The organism is Nonlabens sp. YIK11, from assembly GCF_001413925.1.
Taxonomy (GTDB): Bacteria; Bacteroidota; Bacteroidia; order Flavobacteriales; family Flavobacteriaceae; genus Nonlabens.
On sequence record NZ_LBMJ01000001.1, the window covers coordinates 1,211,659 to 1,237,540 of the forward strand.

At 42.5% G+C, this 25,882-nt stretch carries 27 protein-coding genes and 1 tRNA gene; 25 read left to right on the forward strand and 3 right to left on the reverse strand.

Annotated features, from left to right (window positions below):
• Window positions 1-101 precede the first annotated feature (101 nt).
• Together AAU57_RS05395 and AAU57_RS05400 are read left to right on the forward strand one after the other, a co-directional pair.
• Window positions 102-485, forward strand: a complete 384-nt coding sequence (locus AAU57_RS05395) for a hypothetical protein (protein ID WP_055411943.1) — start codon at window positions 102-104, stop codon at window positions 483-485.
• An 8-nt stretch (window positions 486-493) separates the two neighbouring features.
• Window positions 494-736 (forward strand): DUF3820 family protein, encoded by a 243-nt coding sequence (locus AAU57_RS05400; RefSeq protein ID WP_055411944.1) that lies wholly within the window; start codon window positions 494-496, stop codon window positions 734-736.
• On the opposite strand, the gene yihA is transcribed toward AAU57_RS05400, so the two are convergent.
• Window positions 733-1,335 carry a ribosome biogenesis GTP-binding protein YihA/YsxC gene (gene yihA, locus AAU57_RS05405; protein WP_055411945.1) on the reverse strand — a complete coding sequence of 201 codons (603 nt, stop codon included), beginning with the start codon at window positions 1,333-1,335 and terminating at the stop codon, window positions 733-735. The two genes, AAU57_RS05400 and yihA, sit on opposite strands and share 4 nt — an antisense overlap.
• Window positions 1,336-1,347: 12 nt before the next feature.
• Window positions 1,348-2,112 (reverse strand): alpha/beta fold hydrolase, encoded by a 765-nt coding sequence (locus tag AAU57_RS05410; RefSeq protein ID WP_055411946.1) that lies wholly within the window; start codon window positions 2,110-2,112, stop codon window positions 1,348-1,350.
• 260 nt (window positions 2,113-2,372) lie between these two features.
• Here AAU57_RS05410 and mraZ point away from each other — a divergent pair, with 260 nt between their 5' ends.
• From mraZ to AAU57_RS05495, 17 genes are all read left to right on the forward strand, one after another.
• Complete coding sequence (gene mraZ / locus AAU57_RS05415) at window positions 2,373-2,840, forward strand: division/cell wall cluster transcriptional repressor MraZ (RefSeq protein ID WP_055411947.1); 468 nt, start codon at window positions 2,373-2,375, stop codon at window positions 2,838-2,840.
• Window positions 2,815-3,732: a 16S rRNA (cytosine(1402)-N(4))-methyltransferase RsmH gene (rsmH, locus tag AAU57_RS05420; protein WP_055411948.1), complete on the forward strand. Its 918-nt coding sequence runs from the start codon at window positions 2,815-2,817 to the stop codon at window positions 3,730-3,732. Before mraZ ends, rsmH begins: the two co-directional genes overlap by 26 nt.
• Before the next feature lies 1 nt (window position 3,733).
• A complete protein-coding gene (locus tag AAU57_RS05425) occupies window positions 3,734-4,060 on the forward strand; it encodes an FtsL-like putative cell division protein (RefSeq protein ID WP_055411949.1) in 327 nt (108 codons plus the stop codon).
• Window positions 4,047-6,026: a penicillin-binding protein gene (locus tag AAU57_RS05430; RefSeq protein WP_055411950.1), complete on the forward strand. Its 1,980-nt coding sequence runs from the start codon at window positions 4,047-4,049 to the stop codon at window positions 6,024-6,026. Before AAU57_RS05425 ends, AAU57_RS05430 begins: the two co-directional genes overlap by 14 nt.
• Window positions 6,023-7,489: a UDP-N-acetylmuramoyl-L-alanyl-D-glutamate--2,6-diaminopimelate ligase gene (locus AAU57_RS05435; protein ID WP_055411951.1), complete on the forward strand. Its 1,467-nt coding sequence runs from the start codon at window positions 6,023-6,025 to the stop codon at window positions 7,487-7,489. The genes AAU57_RS05430 and AAU57_RS05435 overlap by 4 nt, the downstream gene beginning before the upstream one ends.
• Complete coding sequence (mraY, locus tag AAU57_RS05440) at window positions 7,489-8,721, forward strand: phospho-N-acetylmuramoyl-pentapeptide-transferase (RefSeq protein ID WP_055411952.1); 1,233 nt, start codon at window positions 7,489-7,491, stop codon at window positions 8,719-8,721. Before AAU57_RS05435 ends, mraY begins: the two co-directional genes overlap by 1 nt.
• Entirely contained in the window at window positions 8,721-10,082 is a 1,362-nt protein-coding gene (gene murD / locus AAU57_RS05445) for a UDP-N-acetylmuramoyl-L-alanine--D-glutamate ligase (protein ID WP_055411953.1), read from the forward strand. The genes mraY and murD overlap by 1 nt, the downstream gene beginning before the upstream one ends.
• A 1-nt stretch (window position 10,083) precedes the next feature.
• Window positions 10,084-11,283, forward strand: a complete 1,200-nt coding sequence (locus tag AAU57_RS05450) for an FtsW/RodA/SpoVE family cell cycle protein (protein WP_055411954.1) — start codon at window positions 10,084-10,086, stop codon at window positions 11,281-11,283.
• The gene (gene murG, locus AAU57_RS05455) at window positions 11,270-12,361 is read left to right on the forward strand and encodes an undecaprenyldiphospho-muramoylpentapeptide beta-N-acetylglucosaminyltransferase (protein ID WP_055411955.1); all 1,092 of its coding nucleotides are present in this window, start codon (window positions 11,270-11,272) and stop codon (window positions 12,359-12,361) included. The genes AAU57_RS05450 and murG overlap by 14 nt, the downstream gene beginning before the upstream one ends.
• On the forward strand, window positions 12,354-13,712 hold the full coding sequence (gene murC, locus AAU57_RS05460; RefSeq protein ID WP_055411956.1) for a UDP-N-acetylmuramate--L-alanine ligase: 1,359 nt from the start codon (window positions 12,354-12,356) through the stop codon (window positions 13,710-13,712). Before murG ends, murC begins: the two co-directional genes overlap by 8 nt.
• Complete coding sequence (locus AAU57_RS05465; protein WP_055411957.1) at window positions 13,709-14,431, forward strand: cell division protein FtsQ/DivIB; 723 nt, start codon at window positions 13,709-13,711, stop codon at window positions 14,429-14,431. Before murC ends, AAU57_RS05465 begins: the two co-directional genes overlap by 4 nt.
• Complete coding sequence (ftsA, locus tag AAU57_RS05470) at window positions 14,431-15,789, forward strand: cell division protein FtsA (RefSeq protein ID WP_055411958.1); 1,359 nt, start codon at window positions 14,431-14,433, stop codon at window positions 15,787-15,789. Before AAU57_RS05465 ends, ftsA begins: the two co-directional genes overlap by 1 nt.
• A gap of 83 nt (window positions 15,790-15,872) precedes the next feature.
• A complete protein-coding gene (ftsZ, locus tag AAU57_RS05475) occupies window positions 15,873-17,870 on the forward strand; it encodes a cell division protein FtsZ (protein ID WP_055411959.1) in 1,998 nt (665 codons plus the stop codon).
• A 127-nt stretch (window positions 17,871-17,997) separates the two neighbouring features.
• Complete coding sequence (locus AAU57_RS05480) at window positions 17,998-18,519, forward strand: hypothetical protein (protein ID WP_055411960.1); 522 nt, start codon at window positions 17,998-18,000, stop codon at window positions 18,517-18,519.
• Between the two features lie 41 nt (window positions 18,520-18,560).
• Window positions 18,561-19,007, forward strand: a complete 447-nt coding sequence (locus AAU57_RS05485) for a GatB/YqeY domain-containing protein (protein ID WP_055411961.1) — start codon at window positions 18,561-18,563, stop codon at window positions 19,005-19,007.
• A gap of 90 nt (window positions 19,008-19,097) precedes the next feature.
• Window positions 19,098-19,358, forward strand: coding sequence for a GIY-YIG nuclease family protein (locus AAU57_RS05490; protein ID WP_055413682.1), 261 nt, complete (start codon window positions 19,098-19,100; stop codon window positions 19,356-19,358).
• Window positions 19,336-19,409 (forward strand) — tRNA-Arg (locus AAU57_RS05495). The genes AAU57_RS05490 and AAU57_RS05495 overlap by 23 nt, the downstream gene beginning before the upstream one ends.
• Before the next feature lie 190 nt (window positions 19,410-19,599).
• On the opposite strand, the gene AAU57_RS05500 is transcribed toward AAU57_RS05495, so the two are convergent.
• Window positions 19,600-20,760 (reverse strand): BamA/TamA family outer membrane protein, encoded by a 1,161-nt coding sequence (locus AAU57_RS05500; protein ID WP_055411962.1) that lies wholly within the window; start codon window positions 20,758-20,760, stop codon window positions 19,600-19,602.
• Between the two features lie 225 nt (window positions 20,761-20,985).
• Between AAU57_RS05500 and AAU57_RS05505 the strand changes: the two genes are divergently transcribed.
• From AAU57_RS05505 to AAU57_RS05530, 6 genes are all read left to right on the forward strand, one after another.
• Window positions 20,986-21,612, forward strand: coding sequence for a Crp/Fnr family transcriptional regulator (locus tag AAU57_RS05505; RefSeq protein ID WP_055411963.1), 627 nt, complete (start codon window positions 20,986-20,988; stop codon window positions 21,610-21,612).
• 59 nt (window positions 21,613-21,671) lie between these two features.
• On the forward strand, window positions 21,672-22,475 hold the full coding sequence (locus tag AAU57_RS05510) for a sulfite exporter TauE/SafE family protein (RefSeq protein ID WP_055411964.1): 804 nt from the start codon (window positions 21,672-21,674) through the stop codon (window positions 22,473-22,475).
• A 175-nt stretch (window positions 22,476-22,650) separates the two neighbouring features.
• Window positions 22,651-23,022: a rhodanese-like domain-containing protein gene (locus AAU57_RS05515; RefSeq protein ID WP_055413683.1), complete on the forward strand. Its 372-nt coding sequence runs from the start codon at window positions 22,651-22,653 to the stop codon at window positions 23,020-23,022.
• Window positions 23,023-23,162: 140 nt separating this feature from the next.
• Entirely contained in the window at window positions 23,163-24,491 is a 1,329-nt protein-coding gene (locus AAU57_RS05520; RefSeq protein ID WP_055411965.1) for an MBL fold metallo-hydrolase, read from the forward strand.
• Window positions 24,492-24,501: 10 nt separating this feature from the next.
• The gene (locus tag AAU57_RS05525; RefSeq protein ID WP_055411966.1) at window positions 24,502-25,194 is read left to right on the forward strand and encodes a VIT family protein; all 693 of its coding nucleotides are present in this window, start codon (window positions 24,502-24,504) and stop codon (window positions 25,192-25,194) included.
• A gap of 130 nt (window positions 25,195-25,324) precedes the next feature.
• Entirely contained in the window at window positions 25,325-25,882 is a 558-nt protein-coding gene (locus AAU57_RS05530; protein ID WP_055411967.1) for a YeeE/YedE family protein, read from the forward strand.

Genomic DNA, 25,882 nt, shown 5'->3' on the forward strand with positions numbered 1-25,882 from the left:
GAAACAAAATTTGCTACAAACGGGAATAGTGATGGGGTTGACACATAGCTTGAAATCGCTTTTTCTACGCAAAATAATTAATCCCATATAATAACAATCAGATGGACTATATAAACCAGCTGTGTTCTCCGATATTAAGTAAAGAGATTTATAGTATTAACTTGGATGCCATCATCAATATTCTAAAGATGTGCGGTCACGAACAAGTTGATCTGCTTTTTGGGTTTTCTTGGGGTAATGATTATAAAGACTGGAAAGAATTTAAGGTTCCAGTTCAAGAAATTAAAAATGAAATAGTACTCGCTCAAAAAAAAGGAGTTGGAGAGTTTGGAGCAAATGATTTATTCATAACTATTCCAGAGCTTCAAACTGAAATTTTATTCTGTCATGAAATGGACATCCATCTTCGTTATGAGAAAAGAAATAGAGTTGTAAATGAGATCGTAAGTTTTTGGCATAATGAACCATTGAACAATAAACCTTAAAATAACAAATGTCAGAACTACCCTTTGACCATAAACAACTCATCGAACTGGCATGGTACAAAATGCCATTCGGTGCGCATAAAGGTAAGTTTTTGAGTGAGTTGCCAGAGCCTTATTATATCTGGTTCCGCAGGCAAGGATTCCCGCAAGGGAAATTAGGCAACTACATGCAAACCGTTTGCGACATGAAAGTCAACGGTATTGAGAGTTTGCTAAGGGAAATACGTAAGAATACGGTAAACGATCACTAATCTATCGTTTGATTGATCCCATCAATATAAGCTAGTAATTCGTCGCGACCGGTTTTGTTGGAAGCGCTAGTGACAAAATAAGGAGGCACTTCTTCCCAAATACCTTCTAGCAAAGCGTTCTTGTAATTCTCCACATTGCGCTCCAGCGCATTGGGTTTCAATTTATCGGCCTTGGTAAATATGATCCCGAATGGAATACCGTTTTCACCTAGATATTCCATGAATTCTGTATCGATAGGCTGTGGATCATGACGCACATCTACCAGTACAAAAGCACTGACTAGCTGCTGGCGTTTTTCAAAATAATTGGTGATGAACTTCTGGAATTTGGCTTTGCTGCTTTTGGAAACCCTTGCATAACCATAACCTGGTAAATCCACTAGATACCAATTCTTATTGATGATAAAGTGATTGATAAGCTGTGTTTTCCCTGGTCTTCCAGAGGTTTTTGCCAGATTTTTACGATCAGTCAACATGTTGATCAAAGAGGATTTACCCACGTTGGATCTACCTATAAACGCGTACTCAGGTAACTTATTGGTAGGGCACTTTTTTACTTCCTGATTTGAAATAACAAATTCGGCGCTATTGATTTTCATAATAGAAGGAGTTTAGAACTGGCGTTCTTCCAGCCATTTGTGAAGGATCTCGTTGAACTCTTCAGGGTGCTCCATCATGGCAGCATGCCCGCATTTGTCGATCCAGAATAGGTCGCTATCCGGTAGTTTTTCATGAAATTCTTCTGCCACATTAGGTGGCGTTACACCGTCCTGTTTTCCCCAAATGATGCAGGTAGGCGTAGTCATTTTAGGCAGATCCTTTGCCATGTTGTGACGTATCGCACTTTTTGCAATAGCAAGTGTCTTGATCAATTTTTTACGGTCATTCACAACGCCAAAAACTTCATCGACTATTTCCTTTGTCGCTACCGCTGGATCGTAAAAGACGTCCTCACTTTTTTTCTTGATGTAGTCATAATCGCCACGCTTGGGATAGCTCTCGCCCATGGCACTTTCATACAGTCCAGAACTACCGGTAATCACAAGGGCTTTGATTTTCTTGGGATACAATTTTGTGGTTACTAGACCTATGTGACCGCCCAAAGAATTACCTAGAAGAATCACTTCCTTGAATCCCATATGATCGATGAACTTATTGATGTGCTTTGCAAAAGTTCCCACACTCGTCTTGATCAACGGCATGGTGTACAAAGGCAAAGTAGGCACGATGACTTGATAGCCCAACTTTGGAAAATAGTCAATAACGCCCTGGAAATTACTCAGGCCGCCCATCAAACCGTGTAAGATAATTATCGGAGTTCCTTCTCCCGAAGTGTAGTACTCAAACTTACCATCCTTAATTAAATCGTGCGTCATATTGGGTAGTGTCAAAGACAAATATAGGCGTTTTGGTTTTATGAAATCTTGCAAATGAGCCATTGATCTTGTGGTGGGATTGTTTAGAGTTCGCTTTCGCGAAAGTGAGCTAATCCTCAACTTCATCGATCACCAGATTGTTAATAAGTGGCATAGTTATTCAAGAATGGAGCGTTTTATCAACATTGTGGTAAAAAGTGGGAACAAGTGGTAAATACTTTTCTATATTTGATTACATAAGCCGCAGATCCAGCTTTTTAATGAATCATTTTATAGGAACATACGAGTGCAAAGCAGACGCCAAAGGGCGTTTCATGATGCCCGTCGCCATCAAGAAGCAGTTGCTTCCCATGCTGGACGATGGCTTTGTGATACGCAGGTCTGTGTTCCAGCCTTGTCTTGAACTGTATCCCATGAGTGAATGGAATGCCGTGATGGAAAAAATAGGCAAGCTCAACAGGTTCAATAAAAAGCATAATGATTTCATACGCCGTTTTACGGCAGGCGTCAAGATGGTAGAAGTGGATGGTAACGGTAGGTTGTTGATTCCCAGTGACCTTAAAGCCATTGCTGGAATTACCAAGGATTTGACCATCGCCAGTGCTGTGAACATCATTGAAATCTGGGATAAAGACAAATACGAGAATGCCATTGACGAGTCTGCACTAGACTTTGCAGATCTCGCACAAGAAGTAATGGGAGATGACACAAATGACCTCTTATCATGATCCAGTCCTCTTGAAGGAATCTGTTGATGGACTCGATATAAAGCCAGACGGTGTTTATGTCGATGTTACTTATGGTGGTGGCGGTCATTCCAGAGAAATCCTGAAAAGATTAGGTCCTGACGGTAAGTTATATGGATTTGATCAAGATCCAGATGCGCTGGCAAACATCATTGATGATGATAGATTTGAGCTCATTCCCGAGAATTTTAGATACATCAAGAGATTCTTAAGGTTGCACGGCCATAAAAAAGTCGACGGTATCCTGGCAGATCTAGGTGTGAGTTCGCACCAATTCAATGAGGCCAGCAGAGGTTTTTCCACACGATTTGATGCACGACTCGATATGCGTATGAATCAAAAAGCGACCGTGGATGCCGTAAGTATTGTCAATGATTATGACGAGCAAGAACTGCGTCGCATTTTTAAGGAATACGGTGAATTGCGCAACGCACCACGCATCGCGCGTGAGATTGTAGCAGCGCGCAAAACCAAAAGCATTCAAACCGTTCAGGATCTCAAGGATATTTGTGCGCCACTAGTTCCTGCAAGAATAGAGAATAAACAAATGGCTCAAGTTTTTCAAGCCATACGTATAGAGGTGAATCAAGAAATGGATGTGCTTCATGAGTTTTTGGAGCAGTGCAAGGATTTGTTGGAGCCTGGTGGCAGACTAAGCGTAATTTCTTACCACTCATTAGAGGATCGACCAGTAAAAAGATTCATACGCAATGGTCTTTTTGAAGGTGAGCCAGAAAAGGATGTGTACGGTCGTGTAAGTGTACCCTTTAAAAAAGTAGGCAACCTGATCGTGCCCAGCAAAGAAGAATTGAAACAAAACAGCCGTGCTCGCAGTGCAAAACTGCGCATCGCAGAACGAATGGAACAGGAATAATATGGCAGCACAATTCTATGACATATTACGCGGCAATTTTCTAACCAATAGGGATGCGCTCAAGAACTGGAAATTCATCTTGTTCGTGACCGGTCTCGCATTGATCATGATTTATACGGGTCACAACTTTGAGAGCAAAGTGCATTACATAGGCCAGCTCAATGATGAGGTGAGCGAGTTGCGCAGCCAGTATGTTGATGGCCAGCGACAATTGATGTTTCTTCAAATGGAGAGCACTGTGGCCAGCAGGCTCAAGGAAACCGGTATCGCTCCAGCAAAAGAGCCGCCTTACAAACTCATTATAAACACGTCTCATGGCAACGACTGATAAGAACATATTGCATAGGGTATATGCCGTGAGCATCTTCTTTGCCGTGGTAGCGATCGCTATTGTGGCCCAAATCGTTCGTATTCAGTTTTTTGAAGGCGATGCCTATCGTGCCAAAGCCGAAGAGCGCATCTTCCGCAATCAAATGGTAGAGGCAAACCGTGGTAATCTATATGATTCCAATGGTCAACTTTTGGCGACCTCGATCACTAAATATGACATCCGTTTTGATGCCGTTGCTCCTAGTCAAAAGGATTTTAATAGTGAGATAGAGCCTTTGGCGAGTTCGCTTTCGCGAAAGCTGAACAAACCTAAATCCTATTTCTTAACCAAATTCAGAAAGGCGAGAACCAATAACTCCAGATACCTGCACATCATAGACGACATCAATTATAACGACTTGATGGAGTTGAAGAGTTTCCCGTTGTTCAAGCGTGGTGCCAATCGTGGCGGTTTGATTGTAGAGCCACATGTAGAGCGTGAATATCCGCTTGGAAAAATGGCAGAACGTCTTGTGGGTTATGATGAGGTCGGTAAACCTAGAGTTGGGTTGGAAGGTGCCTACCGCAACTTTTTGAAAGGTGAAAACGGTTCCCGATTGGAACAAAAAATATCAGGCAACCAGTGGAAACCTATCAACAACGTCAATGAGATTGAGCCTAAGGATGGACTAGACGTTTACACAACCATCGATGTAAACATGCAAGACGTGGCGCACCATGCGTTGCTTGAGCAGTTGGAATATTTTGAGGCAGATCATGGTACTGCAGTCGTGATGGAAACCGCGACTGGCGAGATCAAAGCCTTGTCAAATCTAGGCCGCTCGTCTGATGGTAAGTATTTTGAGAAACGCAATTATGCACTTTGGGAATCTCACGAGCCTGGATCGACCTTCAAATTAATGAGTGTGATTGCTGCTCTTGAAGATAAAGTGATTGATACCAGTACCGTTTTTGATACCCAAAACGGGAAAATTTCCTATTATGGTCGCAATGTGCGCGACTCAAAATATGGTGGTTACGGTAAGATCAGTGTTGCGAGAGCTTTTGAATTGAGCTCCAATACAGCATTGGTCCAAATGGTTCAGGATAACTATGGTAATGATCCTGAAAAGTATGTCGACCGCTTGTATAGCATGAATCTTAATGATAAGCTCAACCTGCCCATTATTGGTGAAGGGAAGCCTATGATTCCACATCCAGATGATGAGAATTGGAGTGGCTTGTCGCTGCCCTGGATGGGATTTGGTTATGGTGTGCGTTTAACGCCTCTACAAACCTTGACCTTCTATAATGCTGTGGCTAATAACGGTGTGATGGTCAAGCCTCGCTTGATCAAGGAAGTTAGGTCTAAGGATAAGATGATTGAGAAATACGATCGCGAGATCATCAATCCATCCATTTGCAGTCAAGAGACAATCGACAAGGTAAAGGTCATGATGGAAAATGTGGTCAAGCGCGGTACCGCAGACAATTTATATAGCAGCCGTTTTTCCATGGCTGGTAAAACTGGAACCTGTCAAACCGAATACTGGAAAGGCAGCGGTAACTATATCGCCTCTTTTGCAGGGTACTTTCCAGCGGATAAGCCCAAATACAGCTGTATAGTGGTAATTCATAAACCAAACACATCCAAAGGTTATTACGGGAACATCGTCGCAGGACCGGTTTTCAAAAAAATCGCCCAGAAAATCTACGCCAGCAATCCACAAGCTGATGAGGTCGAGCTACCCAACAGCGTTCCTACTAAAATCCAGAACAGCTTAAAGTCCTACTATACCAAGGCACAAAAAACCTCGAAAGATCTACCAGATTTAAGAGGCATGGATGCCATGGATGCGATTGCCATTATTGAAAATATGGGCGCTAAAGTAAAAATTGTTGGCGCAGGTAAAGTCAAGTCTCAAAGTATTAAGCCTGGAACCAAGATCAATACGTCTCATCAAGTAATCCTGACGCTATCATGAAAATACTAAGAGACATATTGTATAAAGTAAGACTGGATACGGTAATAGGATCTACTGATCTTAAGGTAAATCATATTCACTTTGATTCCCGTAAGGTCAAGAACGGCGACGTGTTTATAACTCTCAAGGGAACGGTAAGTGATGGTCATGATTTTATAGACAAGGCTATTGAGTTAGGTGCAAAGGCAATCGTAGTAGAAGATATCCCTGTTGACAAGAAAGAAAACGTAACTTATGTAGTGGTTGAAAATTCTCATGAAGCACTCGCTTTGATGGCGGCAAACTACTACGAGAATCCTTCAAGAGATCTCAAGCTCATTGGAGTTACAGGAACAAATGGTAAAACGACAACAACCAGTTTGCTGTACCAACTCTTTAAAAACTTGGGATACAAAACTGGGCTTATTTCTACGGTAGAAATTTTGATCAACGGTAAATCCATCCCAACAAAGCACACGACTCCAGATCCTCTCACAATCAACGATCATCTTGCTGCCATGCGAGATGCTGGTGTGGATTATTGTTTTATGGAAGTGAGCAGTCATGGTATCGCACAGGAGCGTGTGGCAGGATTGCATTTTGCAGGTGGTATTTTTACCAACCTATCTCACGACCACCTAGATTATCACGCCACGTTTGCAGAATATCGCGATGTCAAAAAGAGGTTCTTTGACGGCTTGCCTGCAGGTTCTTTTGCTCTTTATAACAAAGATGACAAAAATGGACCTATCATGGTTCAGAATACTAAGGCTAGAAAACTAGGCTACGCTTTAAAAACCTATACAGATTACCAAGCCAATGTGCTCGAAAATCAATTTGGTGGCTTGCTGTTAAAAGTCAATGGTCACGAGTTATGGACTAAGATGATTGGTGAGTTCAATGCCTATAATGTGCTAGCGATTTATGCATGCGCTATAGAATTGGGATTGGAAGAAATGGAAGTTCTTGAGGCCATATCAAAATTGGATGGTGTTTCTGGAAGGTTTCAATATTTCACGACTGTAAAGGATAAGATCACTGCTATAGTAGATTACGCACACACTCCAGATGCTCTTAAAAATGTACTGGAAACCATTAACAGCATACGTACCAAAAACGAAAAGGTCATTACGGTAGTAGGTTGCGGTGGCGATAGAGATCGCACCAAACGACCCATTATGGCAAATGTCGCTACTACATTGAGCGATATGGTCATCCTAACCAGCGATAATCCCAGAACTGAAGATCCACAAGCGATTTTGAAAGAAATGGAAGCTGGCGTGGAACCACAGAATTATAAGAAGGCCATCACCATTGCAGATCGTGAGCAAGCCATCAAGACAGCGGCCAATATGGCGAAACCTCAAGACATCATATTAATCGCAGGAAAAGGCCATGAAACCTATCAGGAGATCAATGGCGTGCGTCATGACTTTGATGATCGCCTTAAGATTACAACCATCCTCAAAAACCTTGATAAATAATGCTGTACTATCTATTTCAATATTTGGAGAGTGAGTTTCAAATGCCTGGTGCATCCTTGTTTGGATTCATCACATTTAGATCAGCACTAGCATTTGTTTTCTCATTAGGTTTCTCCACCATTTACGGTAAACGTATCATCAATTATCTACAAAGAAAACAGGTAGGTGAAAGCGTACGCGATTTAGGTCTGGAAGGTCAGGCTCAAAAAGCAGGAACACCTACCATGGGTGGCGTCATCATTATTTTAGGTACGTTGATTCCGGCTTTGTTGTTATGTCAACTGGACAACATTTATGTAATCATGCTATTGATCACAACCGTCTGGATGGGTTGTATAGGTTTTACAGACGATTACATCAAGATATTCAAAAAGGACAAAGGCGGTCTTAAAGGCTGGTTCAAGGTTATTGGTCAGGTAGGTTTAGGCCTGATTATAGGTGCGATCATGTTTTTTAATGAAGACGTTACAATCAAAGAGGAATTGGTAAACCCAGTAAATTCTCAAGAGTTAATTACCCAGAATTCATTGGCAGAATTTGGTCCAGCAGTGCACTCTACTAAAACTACCATTCCTTTTGTGAAAGAGAATGAGTTTGATTACGAATCATTAGTCACTTGGATCGATCCAGATCTAGCACCTTTTGCATGGTTGATCTTTATTCCTATTGTCATATTTATCGTTACTGCCGTATCAAACGGTGCTAATCTCACTGATGGTATCGATGGATTAGCCGCTGGAACCAGTGCTATTGTCGTGGTCACGTTGGCATTGTTTGCGTGGATTTCAGGAAACATCGTTTTTGCAGATTATCTCAATGTTATGTACATCCCTAATTCTGGAGAAATGGTGGTGTTTATTACCGCATTCGCTGGAGCGTTGGTTGGGTTTTTATGGTACAACACATTTCCGGCGCAAGTATTCATGGGCGATACCGGTAGCCTCACCATAGGTGGTGTTATCGCTGTACTTGCCATAGCAACTCGCAAGGAACTCTTGATCCCGATTTTGTGCGGTGTATTCATCATGGAAAACCTTTCGGTAGTCATGCAGGTTAGCTGGTTCAAGTACACCAGGCAAAAATTTGGTGAAGGACGCCGCATCTTTTTGATGTCGCCACTGCATCACCACTATCAAAAAAGAGGTTTCCATGAATCTAAAATCGTTGTGCGATTCTGGATCGTCGGTATTCTACTCGCCATCATATCCATCGTCACACTCAAGGTACGTTAATGACACAGGAGAAATTCACATATAATTTTTCTAACATCGTCATTCTAGGCGGTGGCATTAGCGGCATGGGCGCGGCATTGCTGGCGGCTAGTCGTGGCTATAAGGTCTTTTTGAGCAATAGGGATGAATTGAGTGACGCTTTCGCGAAAGCGTTACAAACCCACAACATTCCTTACGAGACAGGTGCTCATACACTTGAAAAAATCCTTGCTGCAAGTCTAATTGTGAAAAGTCCCGGCATTCCAGATACGGCCGTAATCATTCAGAAAGCCACTAAAGCTAGAATTCCCGTGATTTCTGAAATTGAATTTGCCGCAGAACATTCTGACGAAACCATCGTAGCCGTAACAGGCAGCAATGGAAAAACAACCGTTACCAGTCTACTGGGACATCTATTCACTCAAGCGGGAATGGATCATACCATGGGCGGCAACATAGGCAAAAGTTTTGCCCAACAAGTCACCGAATCGCCCGCTGAGGTGCGTTTAATTGAAGTAAGTAGTTTCCAACTGGACGGTATCAATAATTTTAAGCCTAAGGTCGCTGTATTGCTTAATGTGACGCCAGACCATCTAGATCGTTATGACTACAAATTTGAAAATTATCTGGCTTCAAAAATGCGCATCGCCATGAACCAGGATCAAGATGATTATCTGGTGTACAATGCAGACGATGAAGCTATAGTTCAGGCTTTAAAAACAACCCCAATAAGATCCACACTGGTTCCATTCTCGATGACAAAAGAATTGGAATATGGTGCATCACTCATAAACAACACAATTAAGATCGCCATCGATCAAACCCCATTTACTATGCCATTAGAACAACTTTCCCTCAAGGGACAACACAACACTGCAAATGCTATGGCTGCTGCTACCACCGCAAAACTTTTGAAGATACGTAAAGAGACGATCAGACAAAGTATGCAATCTTTTCAAGGTGTGGAGCACAGGCTAGAGCAAGTGCTTAAAATCAACAAGGTTCAATATATCAATGACTCTAAGGCCACTAACGTTAATGCTACATTTTATGCTTTGGACAGTATGGAACAGCCCACAGTTTGGATTGTTGGCGGCGTGGATAAGGGCAACGATTACTCACAACTGTACCATCTAGTCAACAAGCATGTCAAAGCGATCGTTTGCCTAGGTGTCGATAATTCTAAAATAGTAGAAGCTTTTGGTAGCTGTGTAGAGCAAATGGTAGAAACCAACTCCATGGAAGATGCCGTGCGAGTGGCCTATAAATTGGCCAACGCAGGCGATACCGTATTGCTAAGTCCAGCCTGTGCGAGTTTTGACTTGTTTGACAATTATGAGGATCGTGGCCGTCAATTTAAAAAAGCAGTAAGAGGATTATAATTTGAAGATCAAAGACTACATATCTGGCGATTCCTTTTTATGGGCACTGGTATTGATACTGGCGATATTTTCGTTTTTACCGGTATATAGTGCCAGTAGTAATTTGGCCTACCTCAATGGTGGTGAAGGGAATACGCTTAAATATGTGATCAAGCACTTTGCACATTTAGTTTTGGGATTGGGCATCGCTTATACCTTCCACAAAATACCCTATAATTATTTCAAGGGATTGAGTTTTATCATGCTTCCGATCGTGATTTTGCTACTCATATTCACTGCATTTCAAGGAACTGAAATGGATGGAGCAAACGCCAGTCGCTGGATTCAAATCCCGATTGTAGGTGTAGGATTCCAGACCAGTACGCTAGCCGCAGTGGTTTTAATGGTTTGGGTAGCTCGCTACCTTAATGCCATGAGGGAAAAGGTGATTGAATTCAAGAAATCGCTTTTGCCTTTGTGGTTGCCAGTAGGATTGATCTTGGCACTCATATTACCATCCAATTTCTCAACGACAGCGATATTGTTTTTAATGGTATTGCTAGTGTGTTTTATAGGCGGTTATCCATGGAAATACTTATTAGCTATCGTTGGTAGCGGTCTATTGGTGTTGACCTTATTTATCATTACCGCAAAGGCTTTTCCAGACGCATTCCCTAATCGCGTCGACACATGGGTAAGTCGTATTGAAAGCTTCTCTGGTGACGGAACCTCAGATTCAGAATATCAGGTTGACAAGGCAAAAACAGCGATAGCAACTGGGTACGTTTGGGGACAAGGTCCCGGCAAAAGCCAGCAAAAACACTTTTTACCACAATCCAGCAGCGACTTTATTTATGCGATTATCATTGAAGAATTTGGTCTTATAGGTGGTGCCGTCGTGTTGCTGGTCTATATGCTGGTCTTATTCAGACTAGTGGTCATTGCCAATAAAGCTGATACCATTTTTGGAACCTTACTAGTCATAGGTGTTGGTTTTCCCATTGTTTTACAAGCATTGATCAATATGGCGGTAGCCGTGAATCTATTCCCAGTAACAGGGCAAACCTTACCGTTGATTTCCAGTGGTGGAACCTCCATCTGGATGACGTGTATGGCAATAGGAATTATTTTAAGCGTAAGTGCAAAAAGACAAGCTATAAAAGCTCAGGAAACTCCTGAGGAAGAATTGAACCCATTAGATGTATTGAGTGAAGCCTTGTAGAATCATCATATCTGGCGGTGGCACAGGTGGCCACATTTTCCCTGCGATCTCGATTGCAAATGAATGCCGTCGTAGATGGCCCGATTGTGCTATTCTATTTGTAGGCGCTAACGACCGTATGGAAATGGAGAAAGTTCCAGCGGCCGGTTATGAAATCAAGGGTTTGTGGATAAGCGGTTTGCAAAGAAAGCTGTCTGCCAAAAATCTATCCTTTCCATTGAAGGTTGTGAAAAGCCTACTGGATGCCCGCAAGATTGTCAGTGAATTCAAGCCTGATGTCGCTATTGGAACTGGCGGTTATGCCAGTGGTCCGTTATTGTTTATGGCACATAAAAAAAGTGTACCAACTTTAATCCAAGAGCAAAATTCCTATGCAGGGATAACCAATAAACTACTTGCTAAGAAAGTGGATAAAGTTTGTGTGGCGAGCGATCACATGGAACGATTTTTCCCGAAAAATAAAATAGTTTTTACTGGCAATCCGGTCCGTCGGGATCTTGTAGATCAAAAAACTTCAAAAGCTGAAGCATTACAACATTTCGGATTTGAGGATACTAACAAAAAAACACTTTTAGTTTTAGGTGGCAGCCTAGGTGCCCACAGGATCAACCAATTGATTGAAAGTCAATTGGAGGAACTCCAGCAGGACACCCAAATCATCTGGCAATGCGGGAAGCTGTACTATGATCAATATAAAAAACACGATGGCAACACGGTTAAGGTAAATGCTTTCTTGAACCGCATGGATCTGGCCTATGCTGCGGCAGATATTATAATTTCCCGTGCTGGCGCCGGTACGATATCAGAGTTGGCACTTATAGGCAAGCCCGTCATTTTTATACCATCGCCGCACGTCGCCGAAGATCACCAGACTAAAAACGCGCTCGCCATCCAGGATAAAGATGCGGCGCTCATGATAAGAGAACAGGAACTGGACGTTAATTTCCCGATGATCTGGAAGCAGCTTTCCAGTGATACAGCGTTACAGCAACGATTGTCTGCAAACCTCTCCAAACTCGCAAAACCCAATGCGACCGTAGAGATCGTCAACCATATTAAAGAACTCATTGATGCGTGATTTGAAAGACATAACCCATTTTTATTTCATCGGCATCGGCGGGATTGGGATGAGCGCGCTGGCGCGTTATCTGCACAAGCAAGGCAAGCAGGTTGCTGGTTATGACCGTATCGTCACGTCACTTTCAAAAAGATTGGAAGATGAAGGTATCGATATTCATTATCAAAGCAAATTTGATGAGATCCCTTCGGCCTTCAAAAATCCCGAAACTGCACAGGTAGTGTACACGCCAGCCGTACCACAAACCTTTGATGAATTAGTTCGCTTTCGCGAAAGCGGAATACCCATCACCAAACGTGCTCAATTGCTGGGACAGATTTCTAAAACCATGACTTGTCTGGCGATCGCTGGAACTCATGGGAAGACGACAACCAGTGCAATTTTGGCGCATTTACTATATCAAAGCGACATTAAAACTACAGCCTTTCTGGGCGGAATTCTAGAAGGGTACAACACCAACTACCTCAATAGCGGTACCGATGTTATGGTCGTTGAGGCAGATGAATTTGATAGGTCTTTTCTACAATTGGAGCCTAATGTGGCAGGTGTAACGGCTATTGATCCAGACCATTTGGACATTTATGGAAACGAGGAAGAATTTAGAAAGGCTTTTGAAGAATTTGGTGCGCTAGTTCCTGAAGGTGCGTTGTTTATCAATGAATCTGTGAAGCTTTCTGGTAATACCATCGGTTTTGATTCTGGCGATTATCACACCAGTCATTTGACCATCGTCGACGGCGCCTATTACTTCAATCTGGTAACTCCATCGGGAACCATAAAAAATTGGAGTTTGAGGTTGCCTGGAAGACATAATCTGGCAAACGCGATTTTAGCCGTTGCCATGGCTCTTGAATATGGTGCTGATCCTGAAAAACTTAAAAAAGCACTGGCCACATTCAAAGGTGTGGAACGCAGGTTTTCCTACAAGTTAGACACTGAAAAATTTGTCGTCATTGACGATTATGCGCATCACCCAACGGAAATCAATGCGGTGTATCAAGCCGTCGCTGAAATGTATCCTGATGGAGAATACACCGTCATTTTCCAGCCGCACTTGTACTCACGCACTAAGGATTTCATGGATGATTTTGCATCAAGTTTATCGCAATTTCACAAGGTAGGTATACTTAACATTTATGCTGCAAGAGAAGAGCCTATGGAAGGTGTCCATGCTGCAGTGCTATGTGATTTAATTCGTAATCAGGAACAATCGCCACACATGACGACCTTGCTGGAAAAGGAAGATATAGCAGAGTTTGTAAAAGAAATGGGTAATAGGATAGTGCTGTTACTGGGAGCTGGTGATATAGGAGCCGAAGTGGAACGAGTAGTTAAAGAATTGGCACGATGAAGAGGATATTCAATCTATTGATTTTACCTGTAATTCTTGTTGGGATTTTGGCGCTGTATTCTTTTGCTAACAAGCGTCATTACAATCGCGAAATCGTAGATATAAATATCTCATTTACAGATTACAGTGACCCGTTTATATCTGAAGATAACGTTAATAAATTGTTGATACAAAAAGAAGATAGTGTCGATAATCGGCTGGTAGAAAAATTAGATTTGAATAAGAGCGAGACCAGACTTGTCGCAGACCCAATGATCAGAGCCGCAGAGGTTTCTGTGGATCTTAACGGGAAACTACATGTCATGGTAGAGCAACGCAGGCCACTAGCAAGATTGCTAGGAGGCCTTACTGTCTATCTGGATAGTGATAATAGCATGATGCCGCTATCTAGTGAACACACGGCGCTGGTTCCTGTAGTCCTGGGTTTCAAGCCTGAATTTCAGGAAGAGTTGTATGAATTTTTAGTCTATCTGGAAAATGATGAGTTGCTTCATGCGGCAGTCACGCAAATCGTTCTGGATAGCAAGGGAAACGCCACATTGATGTTGCGTTCCAATGATATGAGATTAAAACTGGGCAAGTTGGATAAGTTGCATAGTAAGATGACCAACTTTAAAGCAATGCTTGCCAAGGTAGAAAAAGACAAAGCAGTCGATCAAATCAAAGCGATGGACTTGAGGTTTGACGGTCAGGTAATTGTAGTTAAAAAGGAAGAATAATGGAACCACAAGAATTTGCAGTAGGACTAGACATAGGTACGACAAAGATCGTTGCCATGATTGGTCGCAAAAATGAGTACGGCAAACTTGAGATCCTAGGTGTAGGAAGATCAAAAAGTCTGGGCGTTCATCGTGGTGTGGTCAACAATATCACGCAAACGATCACCTCCATACAACAAGCGGTTTCACAAGCTGAAGCCGTGAGTGGTATACAAATCAAAGACGTTACTGTAGGTATAGCGGGACAGCATATACGCAGTTTGCAACACAGCGATTACATCACTCGTGGCGATAGTGAAACGGTGATCAATCAAGATGATATTACAAAGTTGTGTAATCAGGTATTTAAGCTCGTTATGCTGCCAGGTGAAGAGATCATCCACGTGCTGCCTCAAGAATACAAGATTGATGGACAGTCAGAGATCAAAGAACCCATTGGAATGTATGGTGGCCGATTAGAGGCTAATTTTCATGTAGTGGTAGGTCAGGTGGCGTCCATTAGAAATATAGGTCGCTGTGTAAAAAGCGCTGATCTGGAATTGTCAGACATCACTTTAGAACCTCTCGCGAGTGCAGATGCTGTTTTGAGCCAGGAAGAAAAAGAGGCTGGAGTAGCACTTATCGATATAGGTGGTGGTACCACAGACCTCGCAATTTTTAAGGATGGAATCATTCGTCACACCGCAGTGATACCTCAAGGAGGTAACATCATCACTCAAGATATCAAAGAAGGCTGCTCGATCATTGAAAAGCAGGCAGAGCTGCTCAAAACAAAATTTGGTAGTGCTTGGCCAGGCGAGAATAAGGAAAACGAAATCGTTTCTATTCCAGGTTTGCGCGGTAGAGAGCCTAAGGAGATTACCCTAAAGAACTTGAGCAAGATCATACATGCCAGAGTGATTGAGATTCTGGAAACCGTATTTGTTGAGATCAAGAATTATGGTCATGACGAACCTAAAAAGCAATTGATCGCTGGTGTGGTGCTTACCGGTGGCGGTAGCCAGCTCAAGCATATCAAACAGCTAGCGGAATATGTTACAGGAATGCCCAGTCGTATAGGCTACCCTAACGAGCATCTAGCTGGCGACAGCGATACTGAAAGTACCAGCCCGTTGTTTGCAACAGCGGTAGGACTGGTATTGAAAGGATTAGAGGCAAATGAATTCCACACGGCAATAGGCCAGCAAAAAGAAGCAGCGGTTTCCAATGCTAATGCTGAAAATAACACGCCGGTAGAAGAAAAGCCTAAAGCACCTGAAACAGAAGAACAGCAAACGGTAACCCAACCTAGAAAGAGCAAAGGCATATTTGAGAATTGGGCCAATAAGTTCAAGGACTTTCTGGACAAAGCAGAATAGAAGAAATAAAAAAGAAAAAGAAAATAACGAAGGCCTTAAAACCACCTTCAACAATAAAGTAGTAAAGGTAAAAGTAGCAATATATGAGCAACGACGATTTTAATAGTATCGCATTTGATCTACCTAAAAACCAGTCCAACGTGATCAAGGTTATAGGTGTAGGTGGTGGTGGTAGCAACGCCATCAAACACATGTTCCAGCAAGGAATTAAAGGTGTGGATTTCGTAATCTGCAATACAGATTCACAAGCCTTGGAAAACAGTCCAGTTCCCAATAAGATTCAGTTGGGAGTTACCTTGACCGAAGGTCTTGGTGCAGGTGCAAATCCTGAGGTTGGTGAGCGCGCCGCACAAGAGAGTATAGAAGATGTGAGAGCCATGCTCGATGCGAGAACTAAAATGGTATTTATCACCGCAGGAATGGGTGGTGGTACTGGTACTGGTGCTGCGCCTATCATTGCACAAGTCGCTCGTGAAATGGAAATCTTAACCGTTGGGATCGTGACGACACCATTCCATTTTGAAGGAAAAGTACGTAATGAACAAGCACAAAAGGGAATTGAGAAATTCCGTAAGAACGTGGATTCATTGGTGATCATCAATAATAACAAACTGCGAGACGTGTATGGAAATCTAGGCTTCAAGGCTGGATTCTCAAAAGCAGATGAGGTACTTGCTACTGCCTCACGCGGTATTGCAGAGGTAATTACCAACCACTACACGCAAAACATTGACTTGCGTGATGCAAAAACCGTATTGTCAAATTCTGGAACAGCGATCATGGGAAGTGCTCAGGCCACTGGTTCCAACCGTGCTCAAGAAGGAATTCTTAAAGCATTGGACTCTCCATTGTTGAACGACAACAAGATCACAGGTGCCAAAAACGTGTTGCTACTCATCGTTTCTGGAACTGAAGAAATTACCATTGACGAGATAGGTGAAATCAACGAGCACATCCAGAATGAGGCTGGCGGCGGCGCTAACATCATCATGGGTGTGGGCGAGGACGAGGCGCTGGGCGATGCCATCGCAGTTACCGTGATTGCCACGGGTTTTAATGCAGAGCAGCAAAACGAAATCTCAAATACAGAAGGCACGCGCATCATCCACACTTTGGAAGAGGAACAGCGAGCCACCCAGGTTTTGGAAGAGACCAACGATCGCGTGGTTGCAGGAACGCTTATCATGGATGAAGAAGTCGAGGAAAGCAAGAAGGATGAAGAAGAGTCCGCTTTCGCGAAAGCGGAATCACAACCAGCTCCATCACAACCAGAGCCATCCAGCGAGCCATTGATCATCATGCATGAACTAGGTGATGAAGAACCAGAGGAAATTATCGTTCCTAAAAACGAGAATCCATTAATACCAACAACGGAATTTATCAAGAACCTGAACGTGGTTTATGAAGAAGTCCTGGATCAAGAACCACAATTGATCATTAAGGAAGAAGTTGTTGAAGAGCAACCGGTCGTTCACAAACTGGAAGAGGTAGAAGAAGAGGAAGATCAGTTTTTGCTCAACTTTGACTTGCCGTTGACTAAAAATGAGGAGCCTGCAGAAGAAAAGATCACATACAATCTTGATGACATTGAAGTCAACGATGCAGTAGAAATCATTCCTATTACGGAGGTTTCTAATGAAGGCGTTAGAAAATATTCACTGGACGATTATATGGAAGTAGAGCAGACGTTGAACAACGCCAGACGATCTACTGAAAAACCTAAAACAGAAACAGAACAGGTAAACATCAGAACCGTTGAAGCTCCTATCAATGCCGCTCCAGAAACGATTAAGAAAGAAGTCATGGAAGATCTGGATCCTACAGATCTACCCATCAATGAGGTTTTAAAAATGCGTGCTGAAGAGCGTAAACGTAAAATGCATGCCTACAACTTCAAGTTCAAAAGCAGCCATAGACTGGAAGAAATTGAAAAGAAGCCGGCTTATTTAAGACATGGTGTGGAACTGGATGAAACTCCTACATCAAGCGATAGATCTAGAACGACCTTGTCTACAGACGAAAACAATGAGATCCAGTTGCGAGGTAATAACAACAGTTTCCTTCACGATAACGTAGACTAGAAACGTTCTACATTTTAACCTTTAAAAAACCCGAAGCTGGACAACAGCTTCGGGTTTTTTTATACGGCAGTTGCCCTATGGTATGGATGCTGGATCAGTTTTAGTTTAGGTAATCAAATTTACACCTATGAAATCTCTATTTATTCTATTTCTATTGTCAAGCTTTTTAGTTTTAGGTCAGCAGCCTGCTGAAAACACCTCGAATCCATCATCTTTTATTGAAGGTGAAAAAAATCACGTCGCTTATTATCAAGAGTTCATGCCAGATCAAATAAAGAATATTGGATTTAGGTATCCGCTGGCATCTTTTGACCAGCAACTGCTCGCTTCTGGACTTCCTTATAATACCAACAAGAATCGAGATCAGTTTTTTGTTCAAGCCTTAGATCAACCTTATCGTGGCGTCATGTATACTTTTCTTGAGGGAACCGGTCATGAATTGGGACAGGTGACGATATATTTTAATAACGAGGAAGCGGCCAGAGCCTATTATGCAGAGCAATTCAAAGGTAATTTTGATGAGAAGTCAGAATGGTCTTTTGTGAAATCCATAGAAGGTTTGCCCACAAGAACCATGATTTGGCAATTTAAGGAAAGAGTATTCCTTGCAGCTAATTTACCCGGTAGTAACTGGTCAGGTAGCTTTTAATTGCCTTCAGAATCCCTATTTTTGTAATTCAATTTTGAATTATGAGTTTAGAGAAAGATGTCATGACCGCGATGAAAGAGGCCATGAAGGCAAAAGATCAAACAGCCCTTGCTGCTTTAAGAGCGGTGAAAGGCGAAATTTTACTGGCAAAAACTTCAGGAGCGTCTGATGGCTTGAGTGAGGATGAAGAAATCAAACTGGTTCAAAAACTTGTCAAACAAAGAAAGGACAGTGCCCGCATCTATTCCGAGCAAAATAGGGAAGACCTCGCTGAACCAGAACTGGCTCAAGCAGCTGTTCTTGAGCAATTCCTACCAGAACAATTAAGTGAAGAGGCTATTGAGGCTGTTGTCGCAGAAATCATAGTTCGCACCAATGCCAACGGTATGAAGGACATGGGAAAAGTTATGGGAATGGCAAATACCCAACTTGTAGGAAAAGCAGATGGTAGAACAATTAGCACTATTGTAAAAGCAAAATTGTCTTAAGTTTGCGCTTTCGCGAAAGCGAATAAAACGGCCGCGTGGCGCAACTGAATACCTGCCTGCCGGCAGGCAGGGCGCACTTGAAGGAAGTTCATGAAGTTTGTAGTATATGTGATTGAAAGTGAGCTGGATGGTCGTTGGTACAAAGGCGTTTCTAAGAATTTTGATTCAAGGCTGGCTCAACATAATTCTGGAAAAACAGCGTCAACTAGACCATATCGCCCTTGGGTCTTGGTTCACAAAGAAGAATTTGACACATTTGCAGAAGCCCGAAAGAGAGAATTGTATTTCAAATCAGGAATAGGAAGAGAGTATTTAAAGAAAGTCATTAGGCCGCGTGGCGCAACTGAATAGCGCACTGGATTTCGGCTCCAGCGGTTACAGGTTTGAATCCTGTCGCGGTCACGAATAAATACAAACGCCCTAAAAATGTCTGAGCTCGCTCAGGTATTTTTAGGGCGCTTGTATTTTCAGAGCGGAGCTCCACCAGGATCACCTTTAGGTAATCCTTATAGTTTTATGGTGAGTACTTGCTCAGGTATTTTATGTCTGCAAATCGAGTTGTAAGCTGTGCGCCATCAGCTGGCTTGTCGTTCTAAAAGGCCTCAGCAATTCCTAGATAGAGTTCGTTGGTTCCGCGACCAAAACCCCAATCCAGCCTTATGTTGAGGTTCTCTGATTCGTCCAGCTTATAACGCACTCCAACACCGTAACTAGGCTTCAAGCTACTGAATTGAAATTCGTCAATGTTTCTATAAACGTCACCAGCACCAACAAAGACCACAGCACCTATTCTGGAATCTTTAAAGTTTTTGCGGTATTCTGCCTGAGCGGCGACCAGATCACGGTCTATAAAGCGTCCCTCGCGATAACCGCGCATGATTTCACTGCTGCCTAGGAAAGAGTATTCAGAAAATGGCTGGTTATTGCGCACCGTTCTACCTACGAACTGAAAACCCAGCACATCGTTATTTTTCTTAGAAACCTTCAAAAAATGTCTAAGGTCAATGCGCGTTAAATTGAATTTGTTGGTGCCGCCTAAAAATTCTCCATATTTTCCATGGGTAAACTCTAAGTACCAACCCGAAGAGGCATTCAGGATAACATCACGACTATCATAAAGGGCTGCGACTTCAACACCAACTGATGTGGAGCCATCAAAACCGTCCAGTTGTTCTGTAGCGATAAGTCCATCTTCCTCAAAATCTGTATTGTAGATATGATTGTATCGTATACCAGCACCTACAAAAAGGTGTCTAAGGAAGGCCTGTTTCAAAAAAATCGGTTCTATAAGAAGTTGGTTGTAGTTGTAAACCTCTTCTGCAGATTCTGGAGTGCCATTACCTATACCATAGTATAGCCTGGGATAGTTTTGAAAAAGAATATTTCCCTCGATCACCCATTTTTCCTGATTGGTAAATATTTCAAAACCAGAGTATAAGAAATATTGACTGTTCAAGGTATATTGAAAAGTGATGGGCATATTGGAAACACGCGTCTCGTCACCACTACCTGCAAACTTGAATAAATATTTAGCACCAATACCAAAGGCAAAATCAGTCTCTGGAGAATAGCTCACAACTGGAGCAGCGATGAATTTAGAAGGATACAATGTTGAGTCCCGTTCTACCGCTTTCCTATTGGGATAGAAAGTGAACAACTCCTTCAAATTCTCAAATTGCGCATCAGCCTGTGGTGTGTAAACTAGCCCGAGGAGCAATAAGATGGTAAGAATAAGATTTTTGGCAGTCGGCATATATGAAAATCTTTTACAAAAGTGACGCAAAATAGATCAGCAAAATGAGACTGGACCAGCTAATTCTTCTTTTGTGAAAACATTAAATCCGTTTAGTGTATTGCTGTTACATCTTAAATGATGTAGGTACTTTTGCTTATTGAGAGTTTATAAAGGCCAGGCATCTTTTATGCGCTTTGAAAATTTCAATATGCCAGGAATATTCATATCAATGTCTTTATTATTATGACACCAGAATTCACAGCATTTTACGGCTCTTTATTTGAGCCGGACTTACTTCATGAAATCGAGAAAGTGTCTCATTTTAGAGAAGAGGAAGAAGGAACAGACCTCATTAAAGTTGGTGAGTTTATAAAGTTCATGCCCTTATTGCTATCAGGAAGTATTAAGATCATGCGAGCAGATGCTCAAGGTGATGAGCTGTTGCTCTACTATCTTGAAAAAGGAGATACTTGTGCGATGACCTTGACGTGCTGTATGGGAAATACTAAAAGCGAAATCCACGCCGTGACAGAAACTCCCGCAAAACTGCTCATGATTCCCATAGGCAAAATGGAAGAATGGTCCAGCAAGTACAAAAGCTGGCGCAACTTCGTATTTAATAGCTATCATACAAGAATGATGGAAATGCTGGAAAGCATCGATAATATCGCATTCAATAAAATGGATGAACGGCTGGAGAATTACCTAAATGACAAAATAGAAGTACTCAAGAGCAAGCACATCTACACCACACATAAGGACATTGCCAGCGACCTACATACCAGCCGTGTCGTCATCTCAAGACTATTGAAACGAATGGAAAATGATGGCAAGATAAAATTGCACCGCAGCTTTATTGAAGTCCTGTAACAACAGTTACCAAACTAGCTTTCTGCTCCATCTACCTTTGTCCAGAATCTAAAGATAATATGGAGATTGTAGAGGTTTTAGGTTACGTTGGTGCGCTTTTCATAGGATTGGTGCTGGGATTGATAGGTGGTGGCGGTTCCATTCTCACGGTGCCTATTCTAGTGTACGCGCTGTCATTCAATCCAGTTATCGCAACCGCTTACTCCTTATTTGTGGTAGGTTCAACCTCCATGGTTGGCGCTGTAAAAAATATGTTTCATGGACGTGTCGCGTTTAAAACAGCCATCATTTTTGCTGTGCCAGCCTTTACCGCAGTGTATTTGACACGAGCGTTTATCATTCCTGCCGTCCCGCAAGATTTATTTTATATTGGAAATTTCAAGGTCACCAGAGATTTGGCCATCATGGTATTTTTTGCCGTGATCATGCTTATGGCAGCGATAACCATGATTCGCAACAGCAAGGAACAACTCATCGAGAAGAAGGCAGAGCTAAACCCCAATTACTTCATATTAGGTATCCAGGGATTGATAATTGGATTCATTACCGGATTGGTTGGTGCTGGCGGCGGTTTTTTAATAATTCCCGCATTGGTGTTGCTGGCAAAACTACCCATGAAAAATGCGGTGGCCACCTCTTTATTTATCATTGCCATCAACTCGCTGATTGGATTTTTGGGCGATATACAGAACTACGACATCGACTGGCCATTTCTTTTGAAGTTTACTGCGATTTCGATTATTGGGATTTTTATAGGCATCTGGCTCAACAAATTTGTGGAAGGCAGCAAGCTCAAAAAAGCTTTCGGATGGTTCGTGCTCATTATGGGTGTCTATATCATCTATAAGGAACTTACCATATAATCTTTTGCAAGATGGATGATAAATATTTCGCTTTCGCGAAAGCGAGTTCATCTACCATTTCTCAAACATTATTAAACCTTTATGATAGCAAAAGCTTCAGCCTAAATGATATTGCTCGAACGAGATCCGTCCTATGCCGTCCATCTTTAGTAACTTTAAAAAAGAAATTCCAACGATGAAAAATATACTTATAGCTCTTTTAGTTTTAGGCTTTTCCAGCAATATTCAAGCGCAATCTGACAGTCTGGTCACTGTATTGAGTAAGAAGGAATTCAAAGAGGCGATCACGAAAAACGAAGTCCAATTAGTGGACGTACGAACTTCAGCAGAATTTGATCAAGGAGCGATAGACGGTGCTATCAATATCGATTATTTTGAGAAGGATCAATTCAAAGAAAGCTTTGAACAATTGGACAAATCAAAGCCCATTTACATCTATTGCAGGTCTGGAAATCGCAGCGGTAAGGCCGCAATCATCCTTGAAGAACTTGGATTTACTAAAATCTATGATTTAAAAGGTGGCTATCTGGACTGGACCAAAGAATAATAATCGCAAGAGCGAACCGAAGGTTAGCATCAAGTAAAACGAAATAATACCAATAGCTTTTCAAGGACAATGCCCTTATGTATCAAAGGTTACAACATCTTGTTTTTGCCTTTTTTATTTTTAAACCATAAAACAGAATTATGAAGATCAAACAATTTGAATATAAGCCACTGTCCCATTATTCCTATGCCATACTGAGCGATGGGAAAATGGCAGTGATCGATCCAGAGCGCGATCCAGAGCAGTATTACGCTTTCGCGAAAGCGAATAACGCCACCATCACCGCCATTATAGAAACGCATCCGCATGCGGATTTTGTGAGCTCGCATTTGGAAATTCACCAGGAAACTGGAGCCACGATTTATAATAGTAAAAAAACGGGAGCCGATTATCCGCACCAATCATTTGATGATGGTGATCAGATCGAGCTGGGCAAGGTTGTGTTGAAGGCGATCAACACGCCAGGTCATTCTCCAGACAGCATAACCATAGTTGCAACAGATGGAGACCAGACCGCGATGTTTACTGGCGATACCTTGTTTATAGGTGATGTAGGTAGACCCGATTTGCGTGAGAAGGCTGGCAATATGAAAGCAAAGCGAGAAGAGCTTGCCGAAATGATGTACCACACCACAAAACATAAATACACAGATTTACCAGATGATGCCGTTGTTTATCCTGCACACGGTGCAGGCTCTTTATGTGGTAAAGGTATGAGCGATGCTGCCAGCAGCACGCTGGGCGATGAGCGTGCCAACAATTGGGCGTTTAAAGACCAGACTAAGGAAGAATTCATGGACACCTTGCTGGATGGTCAACCGTTCATTCCAGCATATTTTGGGTACGATGTGGATATCAATAAAACAGGTGCTGATAAGGTGGAGCCTGCTATCGAAAGCATCCCTTTTGAAGAGAATGCCACAGCCAGCGGTCTTATCGTTGACATGCGAGACGAGGAAACCTTCAAAAAAGGTCATCTTAAGGGAAGTTTCAACATTCAGGCAGTGTCTGACAATGCAAAATTTGAAACCTGGTTGGGATCGATCATTGAGCCACAAGAAGAATTTACGCTTGTTATTGATGACGAGGAGAACAAGGACAAATTACTGCATCGAGTTGCCAAGATAGGTTATGAAAAGCAGCTTTCTAAAGTCATTACTCTGGCAAATAAGGATCTTGTAACCACAGACAAATTAGATCTAGAGGATTTTACTAAGCATCCAGAGAATTATACAATCGTAGATATACGCAACACCAGCGAGGTGGAACAGGTAAAATTCTTTGGGAGCGCACTCTCACATCCATTACATGAATTGCGGGATACGGCTGGTGAGATACCTACTGACAAGCCTATTGTTGTACATTGTGCCGGTGGATATCGCAGTGCGGCAGGCAGCAGTATTCTTGAAAAACAGGTCAATGGCGTGACCATTTACGACTTGAGCGATGATATAGAAAAGTTTAAATAAAAAGACGGTATTGCAGGATAACGAGAGACATTACGTCAACCGTAGTGGTTGGTTGCGGGCAGGTGTTTTGGGAGCTAATGACGGCATCCTTTCCACGGCCAGTATCATTATAGGTGTTGCTGCGGCCAGCAGTACCAGAGATCCCATTATTATCGCGGGCGTCGCTGGTCTGGTAGCTGGTGCCTTATCTATGGCTGCCGGTGAATATGTTTCCGTTAGTTCTCAAACAGATACGCAAAAGTCTGATCTCGCAAGAGAGTTGCAGGAATTGCAAGATACTCCGCAAGAGGAATTGCTGGAACTGGCACAGATCTATGAGAATAGAGGCTTGAAAAAAGAAACTGCTCTTGAGGTCGCCCAGCAATTAACCGAACATAACGCTCTTGAGGCACATGCCCGCGATGAGTTGGGCATCATGGACATTACAGAAGCCAAGCCTCTGCAAGCCGCGCTGTCCTCTGGAATTGCTTTTACCGTAGGTGGTTTTATGCCAGTGGTAGTAGCCTATCTGGCGCCGTTGGAACAAATGGAGTACGTGCAATATGGATTTGCGATCTTGTTTTTGGCTCTTTTAGGAGCAATTTCAGCGAGAGCTGGTGGTTCAAGTATCTGGAAACCGGTATTGCGCATCACGTTTTGGGGAACGATCGCTATGGGAATGACAGCATTGATAGGGCATCTTTTTGATGTGAACCTGGCTTAGAAAGATTGCATGGTAATTTCTCTAGGCAAGCAGGAAAGCGATACTTCTCAACCTTAATAATTTCTAGAGCGGTAACAAAGGTTACACGGGTAATGGGTTGGGTACACTAAGTTTGTAAAAAATTATAATTATGAGTTGGATAAATGATCCATGGCCATGGTATGTTGCTGGGCCTTTAATCGCGCTTACCATGTTCCTGCTGTTGCTGGTAGGTAAGCAATTTGGAATGTCTTCACCGCTGCGCACGACCTGCTCTGCATTAGGAGCTGGAAAGGCTGCAGATTTTTTTAGGTTTGACTGGAAAGCAGAGCGCTGGAATCTTATGGTGGTGCTGGGAGCCATAATAGGTGGTTTTATAGCCTCTAACTTTATGAGCGACAACACGGTAGAAATCAATCCAGAAGTGGCGCAGCAGTTATCCCAAGATTACGGCATTGAAAGTGCGCAGGAAGCCTACTTACCAACTGAAATCTTTGGGCTGGAGAATTTTATGGATCCAACTAATCTTGCCATTCTATTGATAGGTGGTATGCTGGTCGGTTTTGGTGCGCGATATGCTGGTGGTTGTACTTCTGGTCACGCGATCTCTGGATTGAGTAACCTGCAATTACCTTCTTTAATAGCCGTGATAGGATTCTTTATAGGTGGCCTGATCATGATCAACTTTATTTACCCTTTAATTTTTTAG